The organism is Streptomyces subrutilus (genome assembly GCF_008704535.1).
In the GTDB taxonomy this organism is placed as follows: Bacteria; Actinomycetota; Actinomycetes; order Streptomycetales; family Streptomycetaceae; genus Streptomyces; species Streptomyces subrutilus.
Window position 1 is genome coordinate 5,232,210 of record NZ_CP023701.1, and the last position, 14,769, is coordinate 5,246,978.

Genomic DNA, 14,769 nt, shown 5'->3' on the forward strand with positions numbered 1-14,769 from the left:
CTGACCCCCGACTCCCGACCGCCCGGAAGGGCTAGCCGTTCAGCTCGGCCAGGACGCGCAGAGTGTGCGGGTCCGGGGCGGTGACCAGGAGGTCGGTGACGGGGCCCTTGCGCCAGAGCTCCAGCCGTTCGGCGATCCGCTCGCGCGGGCCCACCAGGGAGATCTCGTCGGCGAAGGCGTCCGGGACGGCCAGGACCGCTTCCTGTCTGCGGCCCGCGAGGAACAGCTCCTGGATGCGGCGGGCCTCGTCCTCGTAGCCCATGCGGGCCATCAGGTCGGCGTGGAAGTTGCGGGCCGCGTGGCCCATGCCGCCGATGTAGAAGCCCAGCATGGCCTTGACCGGCAGCAGCCCCTCCGCGACGTCGTCGCACACCTTCGCCCGGGCCATCGGCGCGATCGTGAAGCCCTCGGGGAGGTCGGCGAGGGAGGCCCGGTAGACGTCCGGGCGGGTCGGCGACCAGTACAGCGGGAGCCAGCCGTCCGCGATCCGGGTGGTCTGCGCGATGTTCCGGGGGCCCTCCGCGCCCAGCAGCACCGGCAGGTCCGCGCGGAGCGGGTGGGTGATGGGCTTGAGGGGCTTGCCGATGCCGGTGCCGTCCCGGCCGCGGTACGGGTGCTGGTGGAAGCGGCCGTCCAGCGCGACCGGTCCCTCGCGGCGCAGGACCTGGCGGATGACGTCGACGTACTCGCGGGTCGCGGTGAGCGGGCTCGCGGGGAAGGGGCGGCCGTACCAGCCCTCGACCACCTGCGGACCGGACAGGCCCAGGCCCAGCATCATCCGCCCGCCCGAGAGGTGGTCCAGGGTCAGCGCGTGCATGGCGGTGGCGGTCGGGCTGCGGGCGGCCATCTGTGCGAGGGCGGTGCCGAGGCGGATGCGCGAGGTGTGCGCGGCGATCCAGGTCAGCGGGGTGAAGGCGTCCGAGCCCCAGGCCTCGGCGGTCCACACCGAGTCGTAGCCGAGGCGCTCGGCCAGGACGGCGAGGTCGAGGTGGTCCGGGTTCGGGCCGCGGCCCCAGTAGCCGAGTGCGAGTCCGAGGCGCATGTAACGGTCCCCCTCCGCGAAGCCGCTTTCTGGCGGTGCGTCAGGTGACTGTAGGGCAACGGCCCCCCGCCCGGAAGGGCGGGGGGCCGTTCGCGCCGCGGGGCCGGGACGTCAGCCGCGCTGGATGCCCGAGGTGTCGTTCAGCACGCCGCGGCGGCCGTCCTGGGTCTGGGCGATCAGTGCGGCCGGGCCGCGCTGGTCGACGGCCAGGTACCAGGTGCCGGGGGCCAGCTCGGCGATCGGCGCCGGGGAGCCGTCCTCGCCGTAGAGCGGGCGGGCCACCGGGACCGCGAACCAGAACGGGGTGAAGTCCGCGGCCGGCTGCTGCGGGGCCGCGTGCGCCCCGGAGTCCTGCGGGCCCGGGCCGGAGGGGGCGGCGGGGTCCGGGGAGCCGCCGTAGGGCGGGACGGGCTGGGGGGCGCCGCCGTAGGACTGCTGGCCGCCCGGGTAGCCGTACCCGGCGCCCGGCTGGGGCTGGCCCCCGTAGGGCGGGACGGCCGCCGGCTTCGGCGCCGGGACCAGGGCGCCGGCGAGCGCCGGGACCTTCGTGCCGAACAGGGCCACGCCGGCCAGGGCCAGGGTGGCGAGGAAGGCGATGATCGCGCCCGCGCCCAGGTCGATCGTGCTCGGGCAGGTGATCAGCGCCCACAGCGCGGACCAGGCGGCCGACACGGCGAGCACGGTGCCCCACGCGCCGAGCGGGATGCCGAGGACCTTGCGGTGCTCGGGCTGGAAGCGGCCGGCGACGAGCAGGCCGGCCGCGATGAAGCCGAGCAGGAACACGCTGGGCAGGACCAGCCGGTAGGCGTCGGTGTCCCAGGCGCTCGGCAGGTCACCACCGGTGGTGGAGTAGAAATCGAGGAACGAGGCGATGAACAGCAGCACCGCTGCTCCGATCACCACGCCGTCGCCTCGAGTGAGGGAGCGGATGTTCACGTCTCAGGTGTCCTTCTCGGTCTCGGTCGTTTCGTGGTGCCGCGGTCGCAGAGCGTGCCTGGAGCGGGGCGGGCGGCACCATGGTACGGAGGTTGCCCACGGCCGAGGGGTTCGGGTTGCGGGCAGTCCCGGCGGGACTGCCCGTGGCCTACCCGCCGAGGAAGCCCACGATGCCCTGGGCGATGCCCTGGGCCGCCTTCTGCCGCCACTCCGGACTCGTCAGCTGCGCCGCGTCCTTGGCGTCACGCATGTTGCCGCATTCGATGAACACCTTGGGGCGGGTTGACAGGTTCAGTCCGCCCAGGTCGTCGCGGACCACCAACCCGGTACCGCTGCCGAGGTAGTTGGCGGGGGCCGATCCGGTGGTCCGCGCGAAGTTCCCGGCGATCCGCTCGCCCAGCTCGCGCGAGGGACCGACGATCTTCGACGTGTCGGCCGCGCCCCCCTTGACCTGGGCGGGGAGGATGACGTGGAAGCCGCGGTTGCCCGCCGAGACCCCGTCCGCGTGGACCGACACGACGGCGTCGGCGGCGGCCTCGTTGCCGATGCGGGCGCGTTCGTCGATGCACGGGCCCCACGGGCGGTCCGCCTGGTGGGTGAGGACCACCCTGGCGCCCTGCGCCTCCAGGGCCGTCCGCAGCCGCCGCGAGACGTCGAGGGTGAACTCGGCCTCCATGTAGCCGGAGTTCGTGGTGGTGCCGGTGGTGTCGCACTCCTTGCGGCCCGTGCCGATGTCCACCTGCCGGTCGATCTCGGAGCCGTGCTTGAAGTTGCCGCTGTTGTGCCCGGGGTCGATGACGACGGTCCGGCCCGACAGCGGGCCCTTGGGCGCGGCGGGCGCCGCGGCCGAGGAGGAGGCGGAGCCGGAGGGGGTGACGCCCGGCTTCGCGTCCCGGAAGCCGGAGGGCGGGGCGGCGAGCGAGGCGGAGGCCGCGGACGCCGCCGAACCGCGCGCGGCCGGCCCGCCGGGCCCGGGCGAGGTCAGCACCTGGGTCGCGAGCCAGCCCGCGAGGCAGACCGGCGCGAGCGTGCCGGCCGCCACGACGAGCGTGGAGCGGCGGGCGTACCAGGGACGGTCGGGGTCGGTCGCGGAGGCGGACTCGGGGGGCGGGGGACTGTCGTCGTAGCGCACGCGGCGATGCTAGACCTGCCCTCCCGCCCCCGTACGGACCCTGGGCCATCCGGGGGCGCGGTGCGCTTATATGCCGGCTCCGGTCCGGCGCAGGACGCGCAGCGAGTCCGTCACCGACACCTCCTCGAACGCCCCGGAGGCCAGGGCGCGCAGGTAGATCCGGTACGGGGCCTGCCCGCCGTCGGCCGGGTCCGGGAACACGTCGTGGATGGCGAGCGTCCCGCCCACGGCCAGGTGCGGGACCCAGCCCTCGTAGTCGCCGGTCGCGTGCTCGTCGGTGTGGCCGCCGTCGACGAAGACGAGCCCGAGGGGCCCGCCCCAGGCCGCCGCGACCTGCGGCGAGCGGCCCACGAGCGCGATCACGTGCTCCTCCAGCCCGGCCCGGTGCAGGGTGCGGCGGAAGGTGGGCAGCGTGTCCATCAGCCCGACCTCCGGGTCCACGACCGTCGGGTCGTGGTACTCCCAGCCGGGCTGCTGCTCCTCGCTGCCCCGGTGGTGGTCGACGGTGAGCGCGGCCACCCCGGCCCCGCGGGCGGCGTCCGCGAGCAGGATCGTGGAGCGCCCGCAGTACGTCCCGACCTCCAGCAGCGGCAGCCCGAGGGCCGCGGCCGCGGCGGCCGCCCCGTACAGGGCCAGGCCCTCCCGTACGGGCATGAACCCCTTGGCGGCCTCGAAGGCGGCGAGGGTCTCCGGCTTGGGGCTGGCCATGTGTTCCTCCTGCTGAGCGGCGTGTAGGCGGCTCATGCTGCCCTACCGCCCGGTAGCACGCCATGCCCGGGGCGGCCCGGCCGCGCACCGCCCCCGGCCCACGCGTCGCACGCGAACCACACCGTCTTGCCGGTCGCGGTCGGCCGCACGCCCCACCGGTCGGTCGACGCCTCGACCAGCAGCAGCCCCCGCCGGCCCTCGGTGAGTCCGTCGCCGTCCGCGCGCACCGCGCGGACGGGCGCCGGGAAGCCAAGCGGGCCACCGACGCGGCCCGCGCCGCGGTGCGGGCCGTGGCCCGCTGAGGCCCGCCCCGCACCCGCCCCGGGGCACCGCTCAGCCCGGGGCGCCGTCCGGCGGCGGGGGGAACCGGAGGCGGCGGGGGTTGCTGGTGCCGCAGGAGAGGCAGACGAGCCAGTCGTGCCACGAGCCGTCCTCCTGCTGCCACGGAACCCCGGCGACGTTGCACTCCTCGTCCCCGCAGAAGAAGCAGTCCCCTTCGGCGCCCGCCAGCCGCCGCACCGGCCGCAGCGGATCCCCGTCCGCGTGCCGGTAGCCCAGCCAGTCGCCCGCCGGACACTGCCACCACTGCTCCTGCCGGAGCCGGGGCGGCCCGCCGCCCCACCGGTTGCGGGTGGAGTACACCTCCAGCACCGCCAGCTCCCGCGCGCAGCGCGGGCAGCGGGGGGCGTCCACCGGTGCCCCGTCCCGGGGCTCCGCAGCCGGTCCCATGGCATTTCCCCCTCCGTCGGCGCCGCGCACCCCGGCCGTCCGCCGGACCGCGCCCGCGCGTCCCCGTACCGCCAGGGCAGGCTACGGAGAACGGGTCGCGGGTGCCAGGGTGCGCAGGCCGGGCGCGGTGGTCCACGGCCGCCCTCGGGATCCGGGCGACCCCCGGGGCCGGGGCGACCCTCGGGGCCCGGGAGGCCGGAGCGCGGTCCCGGTCCGCGCCCCGCGCTCAGGCGGCGGCCGCGGCGACGCAGAACTCGTTGCCCTCCGGGTCCGCCATCAGCACGTGGTGCCCGTCGAACCGGGCGAGGACCGTCCCGCCCGCCCGCACCAGGCGCTCGGACTCGGTCTCGATCCGGGCCCACCGCTCGGCGGGGGTGCCGTGCCCCGGTACGCGGACGTCGAGGTGGAGCCGGTTCTTCGCCGTCTTGGGCTCGGGGACCTTCAGGATGCACAAGCGGGGTCCGACGCCGTCCGGATCGCAGAGCCACGCGCCGTCGTCCACGGAGTCCTCCTCCGGCAGGTCGAACTGCGCGAACCACTCGGCGCGCGTGGCGAAGGGGGTCGGCGGCGGCTCGTCGACGTAGCCGAGGGCCGTCTTCCAGAAGACGGCGAGGAGCTGCGCGTCCGCGCAATCGAGCGTCAGGTCGATTCTGGCTGCCATGGGGGGACCGTACCGGGCGGCGCCGACAGCCGGGCCGCGGCCGGAGGCGCGGTGTCGGATCGCCGGTGCGCGGGGCCCGGTCCGGGTGTGCGGAAGACGATGCGTTTCTGACCTTCCGTCAGATTGGAACGTGTTCTAGTCTGCCGCGCATGGGCATCGGAATCACGCAGGAACAGCGGGAGTTGGCCGAGGCCGTGCGCGGCTGGGTCGCGCGGGCCGTGCCGCCCGAGGAGGTGCGCAAGCTGCTCGACACCCCGCCGCGGACCGGAGTGCGGCCCGGCCACTGGGACGCGCTCGTCGAGTCCGGGCTGCTGGAGCCGCACCGGGAGGGCGGGACCCTGCTCGACCTCGCCGTCGCCGTCGAGGAGGCCGCCCGGGCGGCGCTGCCGGGGGCCTACCTGCCCAGCGTGCTGGCCTCCGTCCTGCTGGACCGGGCCGGGGCGCAGCCGCTCGACGGCCGGGTCGGGGCCGTCGCCCTGGGGCCCGGCACCCTCACCGCCGTGGCCGTCGAGGGCGGCGGCCACCTCCTCGACGGCGAGGCCCCGCCGGTGCTCGGCGCGGGCGAGGCCGAGCTGGTGCTGCTGGCCGCGGAGGCCGCGCACGGCACCCGCTGGTTCGCCGTGGACGCCGCCGCGCTGGACATCCGCACCCACGAGAGCGCCGACCCGACCCGCCCCACCGCGCAGGTCCGGGCCCGCGGGACGGTGGTCCCGGCGGGGCGGCTGCTGGAGCTGGACGCGGCCCTGGTCCGCGACCTGGCCTGCACGCTCTTCGCCGCCGACGCCTGCGGCACCGCCGCCTGGGCGGTGCACACGGCCGCCGGGCACGCCAAGGTCCGCGAGCAGTTCGGGCGGCCCATCGGCCGGTTCCAGGGCGTCAAGCACCTGTGCGCCGACATGCTGGTGCGCCTGGAGCAGGCCCGGGCCCTGGCCTGGGACGCCGCGAACAGCGCCGACGAGCCGGCCGAGGTCCGCTCGCTGGTCGCCGCCCTCGCCGCCGGCACCGCCCTGGACGCCGCGTACTCCTGCGCCAAGGACTGCATCCAGGTCCTCGGCGGCATCGGCTTCACCTGGGAGCACGACGCCCACCTCTACCTGAGACGGGCCCTGGTCGCCCGCCAGCTCCTCGGGCCCGGTGACGGACACCGGGTGCGGGCCGTACGGCTCGCGGCGGGCGGCGCCCGGCGGGAACTGCGCCTGGAGCTGCCGGCGGAGGCCGAGGCCCACCGCGCGAAGGCCCGCGGCGCCATCGCGGACGCCCGGGGCCTGGACGCGGTCGCCGCCCGGCGGGTGCTGGCGCCGACCGGCTACGCGGCCCCGTACCTGCCGAAGCCCTACGGGCTCGGCGCGGGACCCGCGGAACAGCTCGTGGTCCAGCAGGAGCTGCGGGCCGCCGGGGTCACGGTCGCCGACCTGGGCATCGCCACCTGGGTGGTGCCCTCCCTGCTGGCCTACGGCACGCCCGCGCAGCAGGAGGCGTACCTGCTGCCGACCCTGCGCGGGGACACCACCTGGTGCCAGCTCTTCTCCGAACCGGGCGCCGGCTCCGACCTGGCCTCGCTGCGGACCAGGGCGGAGCGCACCGGGGACGGCGGCTGGAAGGTGAACGGACAGAAGGTGTGGACGAGTTCCGCGCACAGCGCGGACTTCGGCATCCTCCTCGCCCGCACCGATCCGGACGCCCCCAAGCACAAGGGGCTCGGCTACTTCGTCGTCGACATGAAGAACACCCCGGGCATCGACGTCAGACCGCTGAAGGAGATCACCGGGGAGGCCCTCTTCAACGAGGTGTGGTTCGACGACGCGCTGCTGCCGGCCGACGCGCTGGTCGGCGCGGCCGACGACGGCTGGAAGGTGGCCCGCAACACGCTCGGCAACGAGCGGGTGCACATGGCCGACCAGATGAGCTTCGACACCGGCCTGGAGGCGCTCATCGCCGGCTCCGCCGCGCTCGACGGCGCGTACCGGGCGCGGATCGGGGCGCTGGCCGCCGAGGCGCACGCGCTGGCCTGCATCGGGATGCGCACCACCCTCCAGCAGGTGTCGGGCCTGGAGCCGGGCGCGGGCGCGTCGGTCCGCAAGCTCGTCCAGACCCCGCACCAGCAGCGGACCGCCGAGCTCGCGCTCGAACTGCTCGGGCCGGCGGGCGCGGTGCGGGAGGGGGCGGGGGAGCGGGCGGTGCACGGGATGCTCATGTCGCGCTGCCTGACCATCGCCGGGGGCACCACGCAGGTCCAGCTGAACGTCGTCGCCGAGCGCATCCTCGGCCTCCCCAGGGACTGACACGGACCGACCGGGATCGACCGGGAATGAAGGGACGGCAGGGGCATGAAGTCGTACATCGTGGGCGTCGGCATGACGAGGTTCGAGAAGCCGGAGTCGAGGGACTGGCAGTACTGGGACATGGCGAAGGAGGCCGGCGCGGCGGCGCTCGCGGACGCCGGGGTGGAGTACGGGCTGGTCGAGCAGGTGCCGGTCGGCTACTGCTTCCAGGCCTCGACCGCCGGGCAGCGGGCCGCGTACGAACTGGGGCTGAGCGGGGTCCCGGTCTACAACGTGAACAACAACTGCGCCACCGGCTCCACGGCGCTGATGATGGCGCGCCAGTTCGTCGAGGGCGGCATCAACGACTGCGTCCTCGCGCTCGGCTTCGAGAAGATGAAGCGCGGCGCGCTGGGCGGCGGCTCGGACGGGGGAGACTTCGCGACCTCGCCGGTGGCCCGCCACTACGGGATCATGGCGGCCGGGCACGGCTTCGAGATGTCCCCGCCGACCGCGCAGATCTTCGGCAACGCGGCGCGCGAGCACATGGAGCGCCACGGGACCACCCCGGCGCAGCTCGCGGCGGTCGGCGAGAAGAACCACCGGCACTCGGCGAACAACCCGAACGCGCAGTTCCGGGACGTCTACTCGGTGGAGGAGATCCTGGCGGCCAAGCCGATCCACGCGCCGCTGACCAAGCTCCAGTGCTCGCCCACCTCGGACGGGGCCGCGGCCGCGCTGGTGGTGTCGGAGCGGTTCGTCGTGCGGCACGGGCTGCACGGGAAGGCGGTCGAGATCGCGGCGCAGGCGATGACGACCGACACCGGGGCGTCGTTCGCCTCGGGCTCCTGCATCGACGTGGTCGGCAAGCCGATGACGGCCGCGGCGGCGCGGCAGGTGTACGAGGCCTCGGGGCTCGGCATCGAGGACGTGGACGTGGTGGAGCTGCACGACTGCTTCTCGATCAACGAACTGCTGACGTACGAGGCGCTGGGGATGTGCGCGGACGGGGCCTCGGGGAAGCTGGTGGAGAGCGGGGCGACGACCTACGGCGGCCGCTGGGTGGTCAACCCGTCCGGCGGCCTGATCTCCAAGGGCCACCCGCTCGGCGCCACCGGGCTGGCGCAGGCGGCCGAACTGGTCTGGCAGCTGCGCGGTGAGGCGGGCCCCCGCCAGGTCCCGGGCGCGGGGGTGGGCCTGGCCCACAACATCGGCCTGGGCGGCGCGGCGGTGGTGACGCTGCTGCGGCGGTAGCGCGTCCGCCGGGCTACGGAGCGCCCAGGGCCGGGTCCACGACCGTCTCGCCCTGCCAGGCCCGGCGGATCGCGTCGGCCAGGTCGTCGATCGGGCCGTCGCGCAGGACCAGGCCCGCCGCGCCGGCCGCCAAGGCCGCGGCCGCCAGGCCCGGGTGGGCCGAGCCGGTCAGGACCAGCACCCGGCACTCCGGTTCGTCCGCCAGGACCGCCGCGACCGAGGCGACCTCCTCGACCAGGGCCGCCACCGGACGGGCCGCGAGGTCCCGCACCACCTCGATGTCCGGCTGGAGGCCGAGCAGCAGGGCCAGGGCCGGGTCCGGCGGGTCCAACAGGACCCGCAGGGACCGGGCGGGGCGGTGGTCAACGGGCATTTCGTCCACCCGGGAAGGGTACGGCCGGGGCCGCCGGCCGGGCCGCAACACGCGTGGGCGACCGTTCATCTGACGTAACGTCAGCAGCGCGGCCCGGGCCCTTCCCAACTGCTGGGGGGTGCGTTATACATTCCTTCACCGGCCCTAGAACGCGTTCTAGAACACGGCTCCGCGGGCCGGCCCCGCAGACGACCTCGGTGCGGCCGACGGTGCGGACGGCCGCACCGAGGTCTTCCACGGCCCCCGTTCTCCACGACAGGGAGCAGCAGCCCCATGCCGATCGACGCCGCCAAGGCCCTCGCCGCCGAACCCCGTCAGGGGGACATCGCCTGGGACCACAAGGACATCCAGCTCTACCACCTCGGCCTCGGCGCCGGACGGCCCGCCACCGACCCCGACGAGCTGCGCTACACCCTGGAGTCCAAGCTCCACGTCCTGCCCAGCTTCGCGACCGTCGCCGGCGCCGGCATGGCCATGATGGGCGGCCTCGCCGCCCCCGGGATCGACGTGAACCTCGCAGCCGTCCTGCACGGCGGCCAGTCCGTCGCACTGCACCGCCCCATCCCCGTCACCGGGCGCGCCACCAGCCGCGCGAAGGTCGCCGCCGTCTACGACAAGGGCAAGGCGGCCGTGATCGTGCTGCGCTCGGAGGTCGCCGACGACGACGGCCCGCTGTGGACCAGCGACGCGCAGATCTTCGTCCGAGGCGAGGGCGGCTTCGGCGGCGAGCGCGGGCCCTCGGTCCGCGAGGAACGGCCCGAGCGGGCCCCCGACCGGACCGAGGAGCGGCCCATCCGCGAGGAGCAGGCCCTGCTGTACCGGCTGTCCGGCGACTGGAACCCCCTGCACGCCGACCCGGAGTTCGCCAAGCTGGCCGGCTTCGACCGGCCGATCCTGCACGGCCTGTGCTCGTACGGGATGACCCTCAAGGCCGTCGTCGACACCGCGCTCGGCGGGGACGTCTCCCGGGTCCGCGCCTACCGCACCCGCTTCGCCGGGATCGTCTTCCCGGGCGAGACGCTCCGGATCCGCATGTGGCAGGAGCCCGGCCGGGTGCTGGTGTCGGTGACCGCCGTGGAACGGGACGACGCGCCCGTCCTCGCCGACACCGTCGTCGAACACGCGTAACGCCAGACCGACAGAAGGAGCCGCACCGTGCGCGCAGCACTGCAGAGCGAGATCGGCCAGGACAAGCTCGAAGTCGTCGACGACATGGAAGCCGTGGGCCCCGGCCCCGGCAAGGTGAAGATCCGCGTCAAGGCCACCGGCCTGTGCCACTCCGACCTCTCCGCGATGAGCGGGGTGCTGCCGCAGCCGGCCCCCTTCATCCCCGGCCACGAGGGCTCCGGGGTGATCGCCGACGTGGGCGACGGGGTCACCGGCCACCGGATCGGCGACCGGGTCCTGGTCTGCTGGCTGCCGCCCTGCGGCCACTGTCCGTCCTGCAAGCGCGGCCAGGGACACCTGTGCCTGGCGAGCCTGGTCAACGCGGGCACCCCCAACTTCCGGCGCGCGGGCGGCGACATCTTCGGCTTCGCCGCCACCGGCACCTTCGCCGAGGAACTCGTCGTCGACGCCGCCTGCGCCGTCCCGATCCCCGACGACGTGCCCTTCGACATCGCCGCCCTCATCGGCTGCGGCGTCACCACCGGCCTCGGCGCGGCCATCAACACCGCCCGGGTCGAGGCGGGCTCCTCCGTCGCCGTCATCGGCTGCGGCGGCGTCGGCATCTCCGTCATCCAGGGCGCCAAGGTCCAGGGCGCCGCGCAGATCATCGCCGTGGACCCGGTGGAGTCGCGGCGCGAGGCCGCCCTGCGCTTCGGCGCCTCCGAGGCGGTCGCGCCCGACGCCTTCGAGGACGCGAAGAACCGCATCACCGGCGGCGAGGGCTTCGACTACGTCTTCGAGGTGGTCGGCAAGTCCGCCACCGCCCAGACCGCCTACAAGACGACCCGGCGCGGCGGCACCGTGTGCGTGGTCGGCGCGGGCGCCATGGACGACACCTTCCAGATCGACATGTTCTCGCTGTTCTTCGACGAGAAGAGGATCCTGCCGTCGATGTACGGCGGCGGCGACGTGCTCCGCTCCTACGAGCGCACCATCGCCCTGTGGCGGGCCGGCCGGGTCGACCTGGCCGGACTGATCACCCACCGGGTGCAGCTCGCCGAGATCAACGACGCCCTCGACCAGATGCGGACGGGCACGGCCCTGCGCACCTGCATCGAGATCTGAGACCCGGCCGACCCGGCCCCACCGCTCTGAGAGGAATCCGGTAGATGTCACTGCCACTTGAGGGGCTCGGCGCCATCGTCACCGGCGCCGGCCGCGGCCTCGGCCGGGCCGAGGCGCTCGAACTCGCCCGGCTCGGCGCGGGCGTGGTCGTCAACGACTTCGGCCAGCCCGGCCGGGACGGCTCCGGCGAGGCCTCCGCCGCCCCTGCCGAGGAGGTCGCCGCGGAGATCCGCGCGGCGGGCGGCCGGGCGGTGGCGCACCTGGGCGACGTGGCCGACTTCGAACAGGCGCGCGAGCTGGTCGATCTGGCGGTCCGCAGCTTCGGCACGCTCGACGTGCTCGTCAACAACGCGGGCATCCTGCGCGACCGGATGGTCTTCTCGATGACGGAGGAGGAATGGGACTCGGTGATCCGGGTCCACCTCAAGGGCCACTTCAACACCACCCACTTCGCGGCCGCGCACTGGCGGGAGCGCTCCAAGGCGGCCGGCGGCCCGGTGTACGGACGGATCGTGAACACCTCCTCCGAGGCCTTCCTCGGCGGCTCGGCCGGCCAGCCCAACTACGCGGCGGCCAAGGGCGGCATCGTGGGCCTGACCACCTCGACCGCCCTGGCCCTGGCCAAGTACGGGGTGACGGCCAACGCCATCTGCCCGCGCGCCCGCACCCGGATGACCGAGGACGTCTTCGCCGGCTTCCAGGTCCCCGAGGAGGGCAGGCTCGACCCGCTCGCCCCCGAGCACGTCGCCCCGCTCGTCGGCTACCTGGCCTCGCCCGCCTCGGCCAAGGCCAACGGCCAGCTCTTCGTCGTGCACGGCGGCATCGTCGTCGTCATGGAACGCCCCAAGGTGGCCGCCCAGTTCGACACCACCAAGGAGGCCTTCTCCTACGAGGAGCTCGACGAGGTCCTCACCCCGCACTACGACGCCCGCCCGGCGAACGAGACCTTCGCCGCGACCGAGGTGCTCGGACTCAAGCACGGTTGACGCCCGCGGCCCCGTCCGCGCCCGGGTCACCGCAGCGGAGCCTGCTGCAACGGCACCGGGCGCGGCGCCCGCGCCTCCTCCTCCGGCGGCTCCAGCCGGACCGGCCGCGGCGGCGCGGCCGGCAGGCTCGTCCCGACGACGCCGCAGGGCACCTCGGGGGTGGAGTACGGCAGGTGCAGCCGGCCCTCCGCGGTCCACAGCCCCGTCCCCCCGAGCCAGCCCGCCGGCGGCCCGATCCGGAAGACGTGCCGGTCGGCCGGGCGCCACAGGGCCAGCCCGCCGTCCGCCAGCCGCATCGCCACCCCGCAGGTCTCGGGCATCAGCGCCTGCCCCGGCTGCACGGCGAACGGCACGGCCGTGGCCCCGTCCGCCCGCAGGCACTCCGGGAAGCGCACCGGCAGCGAACTGCCCAGCACCCCCCAGCCCAGCCGCGGTTCGCCCGCCGCGTCGGAGCGGATCAGCAGCAGCCCGCTGTCCGGGTCCGCCAGCAGCAGCCGGTCCTCGCTGTCCTCCGTGATCTGGAGCAGCGGGGACACCTCGCCGCCCCGCCCCAGGTCCACGACCACGGCCTTGGTCGCGCCGTCCAGCTCCCGGTCCAGCGCGAGCAGCCGCCCGGCCCGGTCCAGCCACACGCCGCCCGAGCACCGGCCCGCGATCCGGGCCACCGCCCGGGGGCCGGTGGCGCTCCCGGCCACCTGCCAGACCGTGCTGCCGGCGCCGGTCACGGCCAGGGCGAAGCCGCCGTGCCCGTCGGGCCCCGGCGGCAGCAGCCGGACCCGCACGCCGTCCTCGGCGGCGACCCCGCCCAGCTGGAGCTCGCCGGTGCGCGGCCCGGCCGCCGCGCCGCTCGGGTACAGCAGGGCGAAGGCGTGCCGGTCGGCCACCCGGCGGCGGATCAGCACCCGGCCGTCGGCCAGCGGCAGCACCTCGCTGTCGGGCTCCTCGGGCTGCGCGAGCGGCAGCGGGACGGCGTAGGGCTCGGGGCCGCCCAGGGTCCAGCGCTCCACGTACCGGGCGTCCCCGACCCCGGCGAGGCGGGCGGCGTACGACCCGTCCGCGGCGATCGTGAACGGGTCGGTGGTCGTCATTTCGATGGCACAGACAGTCATCCGTGCGTCACCTCCGGTGTGGAAGCTAGTTTTCGCGCTCCGCGCCGACCCGCAGCACCCGGCCCGCTTCACACATACGGGTGGCCGGGCGGAGGTTCGGCGGTGACCGAGGGGGCGGTTGTGCTGTGCGATATCGGGGCGTTTAGGGTGGGAAGCCGGTTAGGCATGCCTAACCCAGTCTTCGTGTCCGGCCCCGTGCCGGCCCCGACCGCACCCGCACCGCCCACACCCCGGGAGTCACCCCATGCCCCTCCGACGCCGCTCGGCCGCCGCCGTCGCCCTCGCCACAGCCGCCGCGCTCGCGCTGACCGCCTGCGGAGGCCAGGACGACAAGGCCGCCAAGGAGCCCGGCACGGGAGGCGGCGAGAAGAAGGCCGTCGCCCAGGGCGGCAAGGAGTTCTCGGACGCGGCCGCCAGGACCGCGGCCTTCGGCACCACCGCCGCCCCCGGCACCTTCCCGCGCACCGTCAACCACGCCATGGGCGCCACCGAGCTCAAGGCCGCCCCCAAGCGGATCGTCGTCCTGGACGTCGGCGAGCTGGACAACGTCGTCTCCCTCGGTCTCCAGCCCGTGGGCTACGCACCGACCGAGGGCGACGAGGGCATCCCCTCGTACCTGAAGAAGGACGCGGGCGAGCCCAAGTCCGTCGGCACCATCAACAACCTCAACCTCGAAGCGATCAACGCGCTCAAGCCCGACCTGATCCTCGGCAGCCAGCTGCGGTCCGCCGACAAGTACGACGCCCTCTCGAAGATCGCCCCGACCGTCTTCTCCCTCCGCCCCGGCTTCCCGTGGAAGGAGAACTACCTCCTCAACGCCGCCGCCCTCGACAAGACCGCCGAGGCGAAGGCGAAGCTGGAGGCCTACCAGGCCAAGGCCGCGCAGCTCGGCGCGGACCTCGGCCCGCAGAAGCCCACCGTCACGATGCTGCGCTACATGCCGGGCAAGACCCGCCTGTACGCCGGCGCCTCCTTCATCGGCACCATCCTGAAGGACACCGGCATCCCGCGCCCGCAGAACCAGCAGGTGGAGGACCTCGCCGTCGAGGTCAGCCCGGAGCGCATGGACGAGGCCGCCGCCGACTGGATCTTCACCGGCGTCTACGGGGCCAAGGACAAGACCAAGCGCGACTCCGCCGAGGCCAACCCGCTGTGGAGCGGCCTGGAGGCCGTGAAGCAGGGCCGCGCCAAGGACGTCCCGGACGAGACCTGGTACCTGGGCCTGGGCGTCACCGCCGCCGACAAGGTCCTCGACGACCTGCGCGGCTTCCTCGTCAAGTAGCCGCACCCGCCCCCCGGACGGGCCCGGGCCGGGCCCGGACCCGTCCTGGCCGGGGCGCCCGCCG

The 14,769-nt window shown here is 74.9% G+C and carries 14 protein-coding genes; 6 read left to right on the forward strand and 8 right to left on the reverse strand.

Annotated features, from left to right (window positions below):
- Positions 1–31: 31 nt before the first annotated feature.
- The 6 genes from CP968_RS23165 to CP968_RS23190 form a co-directional block, all read right to left on the reverse strand.
- Positions 32–1,042, reverse strand: coding sequence for an LLM class F420-dependent oxidoreductase (locus tag CP968_RS23165; protein ID WP_150519821.1), 1,011 nt, complete (start codon positions 1,040–1,042; stop codon positions 32–34).
- Positions 1,043–1,153: 111 nt separating this feature from the next.
- Positions 1,154–1,978: a DUF5336 domain-containing protein gene (locus tag CP968_RS23170; protein ID WP_150519822.1), complete on the reverse strand. Its 825-nt coding sequence runs from the start codon at positions 1,976–1,978 to the stop codon at positions 1,154–1,156.
- A gap of 148 nt (positions 1,979–2,126) precedes the next feature.
- A complete protein-coding gene (locus CP968_RS23175) occupies positions 2,127–3,110 on the reverse strand; it encodes an N-acetylmuramoyl-L-alanine amidase (RefSeq protein ID WP_150519823.1) in 984 nt (327 codons plus the stop codon).
- Positions 3,111–3,176: 66 nt separating this feature from the next.
- The gene (locus tag CP968_RS23180) at positions 3,177–3,818 is read right to left on the reverse strand and encodes a class I SAM-dependent methyltransferase (RefSeq protein ID WP_150519824.1); all 642 of its coding nucleotides are present in this window, start codon (positions 3,816–3,818) and stop codon (positions 3,177–3,179) included.
- A gap of 333 nt (positions 3,819–4,151) precedes the next feature.
- The gene (locus CP968_RS23185) at positions 4,152–4,547 is read right to left on the reverse strand and encodes a hypothetical protein (RefSeq protein ID WP_150519825.1); all 396 of its coding nucleotides are present in this window, start codon (positions 4,545–4,547) and stop codon (positions 4,152–4,154) included.
- Between the two features lie 226 nt (positions 4,548–4,773).
- A complete protein-coding gene (locus tag CP968_RS23190) occupies positions 4,774–5,208 on the reverse strand; it encodes a VOC family protein (RefSeq protein ID WP_150519826.1) in 435 nt (144 codons plus the stop codon).
- Between the two features lie 149 nt (positions 5,209–5,357).
- Between CP968_RS23190 and CP968_RS23195 the strand changes: the two genes are divergently transcribed.
- Positions 5,358–7,490 (forward strand): acyl-CoA dehydrogenase family protein, encoded by a 2,133-nt coding sequence (locus tag CP968_RS23195; RefSeq protein ID WP_150519827.1) that lies wholly within the window; start codon positions 5,358–5,360, stop codon positions 7,488–7,490.
- A gap of 45 nt (positions 7,491–7,535) precedes the next feature.
- Complete coding sequence (locus CP968_RS23200; protein ID WP_150519828.1) at positions 7,536–8,723, forward strand: thiolase C-terminal domain-containing protein; 1,188 nt, start codon at positions 7,536–7,538, stop codon at positions 8,721–8,723.
- A 13-nt stretch (positions 8,724–8,736) separates the two neighbouring features.
- Here CP968_RS23200 and CP968_RS23205 read toward each other — a convergent pair whose 3' ends face one another.
- Positions 8,737–9,096, reverse strand: a complete 360-nt coding sequence (locus CP968_RS23205; protein ID WP_229886921.1) for a response regulator — start codon at positions 9,094–9,096, stop codon at positions 8,737–8,739.
- A gap of 273 nt (positions 9,097–9,369) precedes the next feature.
- Here CP968_RS23205 and CP968_RS23210 point away from each other — a divergent pair, with 273 nt between their 5' ends.
- Genes CP968_RS23210 through CP968_RS23220 form a run of 3 tightly spaced genes read left to right on the forward strand, consistent with a single transcriptional unit; the run spans position 9,370 to position 12,314 of the window.
- Positions 9,370–10,224 carry a MaoC/PaaZ C-terminal domain-containing protein gene (locus CP968_RS23210; protein WP_150519830.1) on the forward strand — a complete coding sequence of 285 codons (855 nt, stop codon included), beginning with the start codon at positions 9,370–9,372 and terminating at the stop codon, positions 10,222–10,224.
- Between the two features lie 27 nt (positions 10,225–10,251).
- Positions 10,252–11,328 carry a Zn-dependent alcohol dehydrogenase gene (locus tag CP968_RS23215; protein WP_150519831.1) on the forward strand — a complete coding sequence of 359 codons (1,077 nt, stop codon included), beginning with the start codon at positions 10,252–10,254 and terminating at the stop codon, positions 11,326–11,328.
- Positions 11,329–11,372: 44 nt separating this feature from the next.
- The gene (locus CP968_RS23220) at positions 11,373–12,314 is read left to right on the forward strand and encodes a 3-oxoacyl-ACP reductase (RefSeq protein ID WP_150519832.1); all 942 of its coding nucleotides are present in this window, start codon (positions 11,373–11,375) and stop codon (positions 12,312–12,314) included.
- A gap of 26 nt (positions 12,315–12,340) precedes the next feature.
- On the opposite strand, the gene CP968_RS23225 is transcribed toward CP968_RS23220, so the two are convergent.
- Positions 12,341–13,423, reverse strand: a complete 1,083-nt coding sequence (locus CP968_RS23225) for a hypothetical protein (protein WP_167536839.1) — start codon at positions 13,421–13,423, stop codon at positions 12,341–12,343.
- A 244-nt stretch (positions 13,424–13,667) separates the two neighbouring features.
- On the opposite strand from CP968_RS23225, the gene CP968_RS23230 reads away from it, so the two are divergent.
- Positions 13,668–14,705, forward strand: coding sequence for an ABC transporter substrate-binding protein (locus tag CP968_RS23230; RefSeq protein WP_150519834.1), 1,038 nt, complete (start codon positions 13,668–13,670; stop codon positions 14,703–14,705).
- The last annotated feature ends 64 nt before the right edge of the window (positions 14,706–14,769 follow it).

Coding starts and splice junctions, on each gene's coding strand:
- CP968_RS23165 (WP_150519821.1), bottom strand. CDS start 1,042: ATGCGCCTCGGACTCGCACTCGGCTACTGGGGCCGCGGCCCGAACCCG.
- CP968_RS23180 (WP_150519824.1), bottom strand. CDS start 3,818: ATGGCCAGCCCCAAGCCGGAGACCCTCGCCGCCTTCGAGGCCGCCAAG.
- CP968_RS23185 (WP_150519825.1), bottom strand. CDS start 4,547: ATGGGACCGGCTGCGGAGCCCCGGGACGGGGCACCGGTGGACGCCCCC.
- CP968_RS23190 (WP_150519826.1), bottom strand. CDS start 5,208: ATGGCAGCCAGAATCGACCTGACGCTCGATTGCGCGGACGCGCAGCTC.
- CP968_RS23195 (WP_150519827.1), top strand. CDS start 5,358: ATGGGCATCGGAATCACGCAGGAACAGCGGGAGTTGGCCGAGGCCGTG.
- CP968_RS23200 (WP_150519828.1), top strand. CDS start 7,536: ATGAAGTCGTACATCGTGGGCGTCGGCATGACGAGGTTCGAGAAGCCG.
- CP968_RS23205 (WP_229886921.1), bottom strand. CDS start 9,096: ATGCCCGTTGACCACCGCCCCGCCCGGTCCCTGCGGGTCCTGTTGGAC.
- CP968_RS23210 (WP_150519830.1), top strand. CDS start 9,370: ATGCCGATCGACGCCGCCAAGGCCCTCGCCGCCGAACCCCGTCAGGGG.
- CP968_RS23220 (WP_150519832.1), top strand. CDS start 11,373: ATGTCACTGCCACTTGAGGGGCTCGGCGCCATCGTCACCGGCGCCGGC.
- CP968_RS23225 (WP_167536839.1), bottom strand. CDS start 13,423: ATGACTGTCTGTGCCATCGAAATGACGACCACCGACCCGTTCACGATC.
- CP968_RS23230 (WP_150519834.1), top strand. CDS start 13,668: ATGCCCCTCCGACGCCGCTCGGCCGCCGCCGTCGCCCTCGCCACAGCC.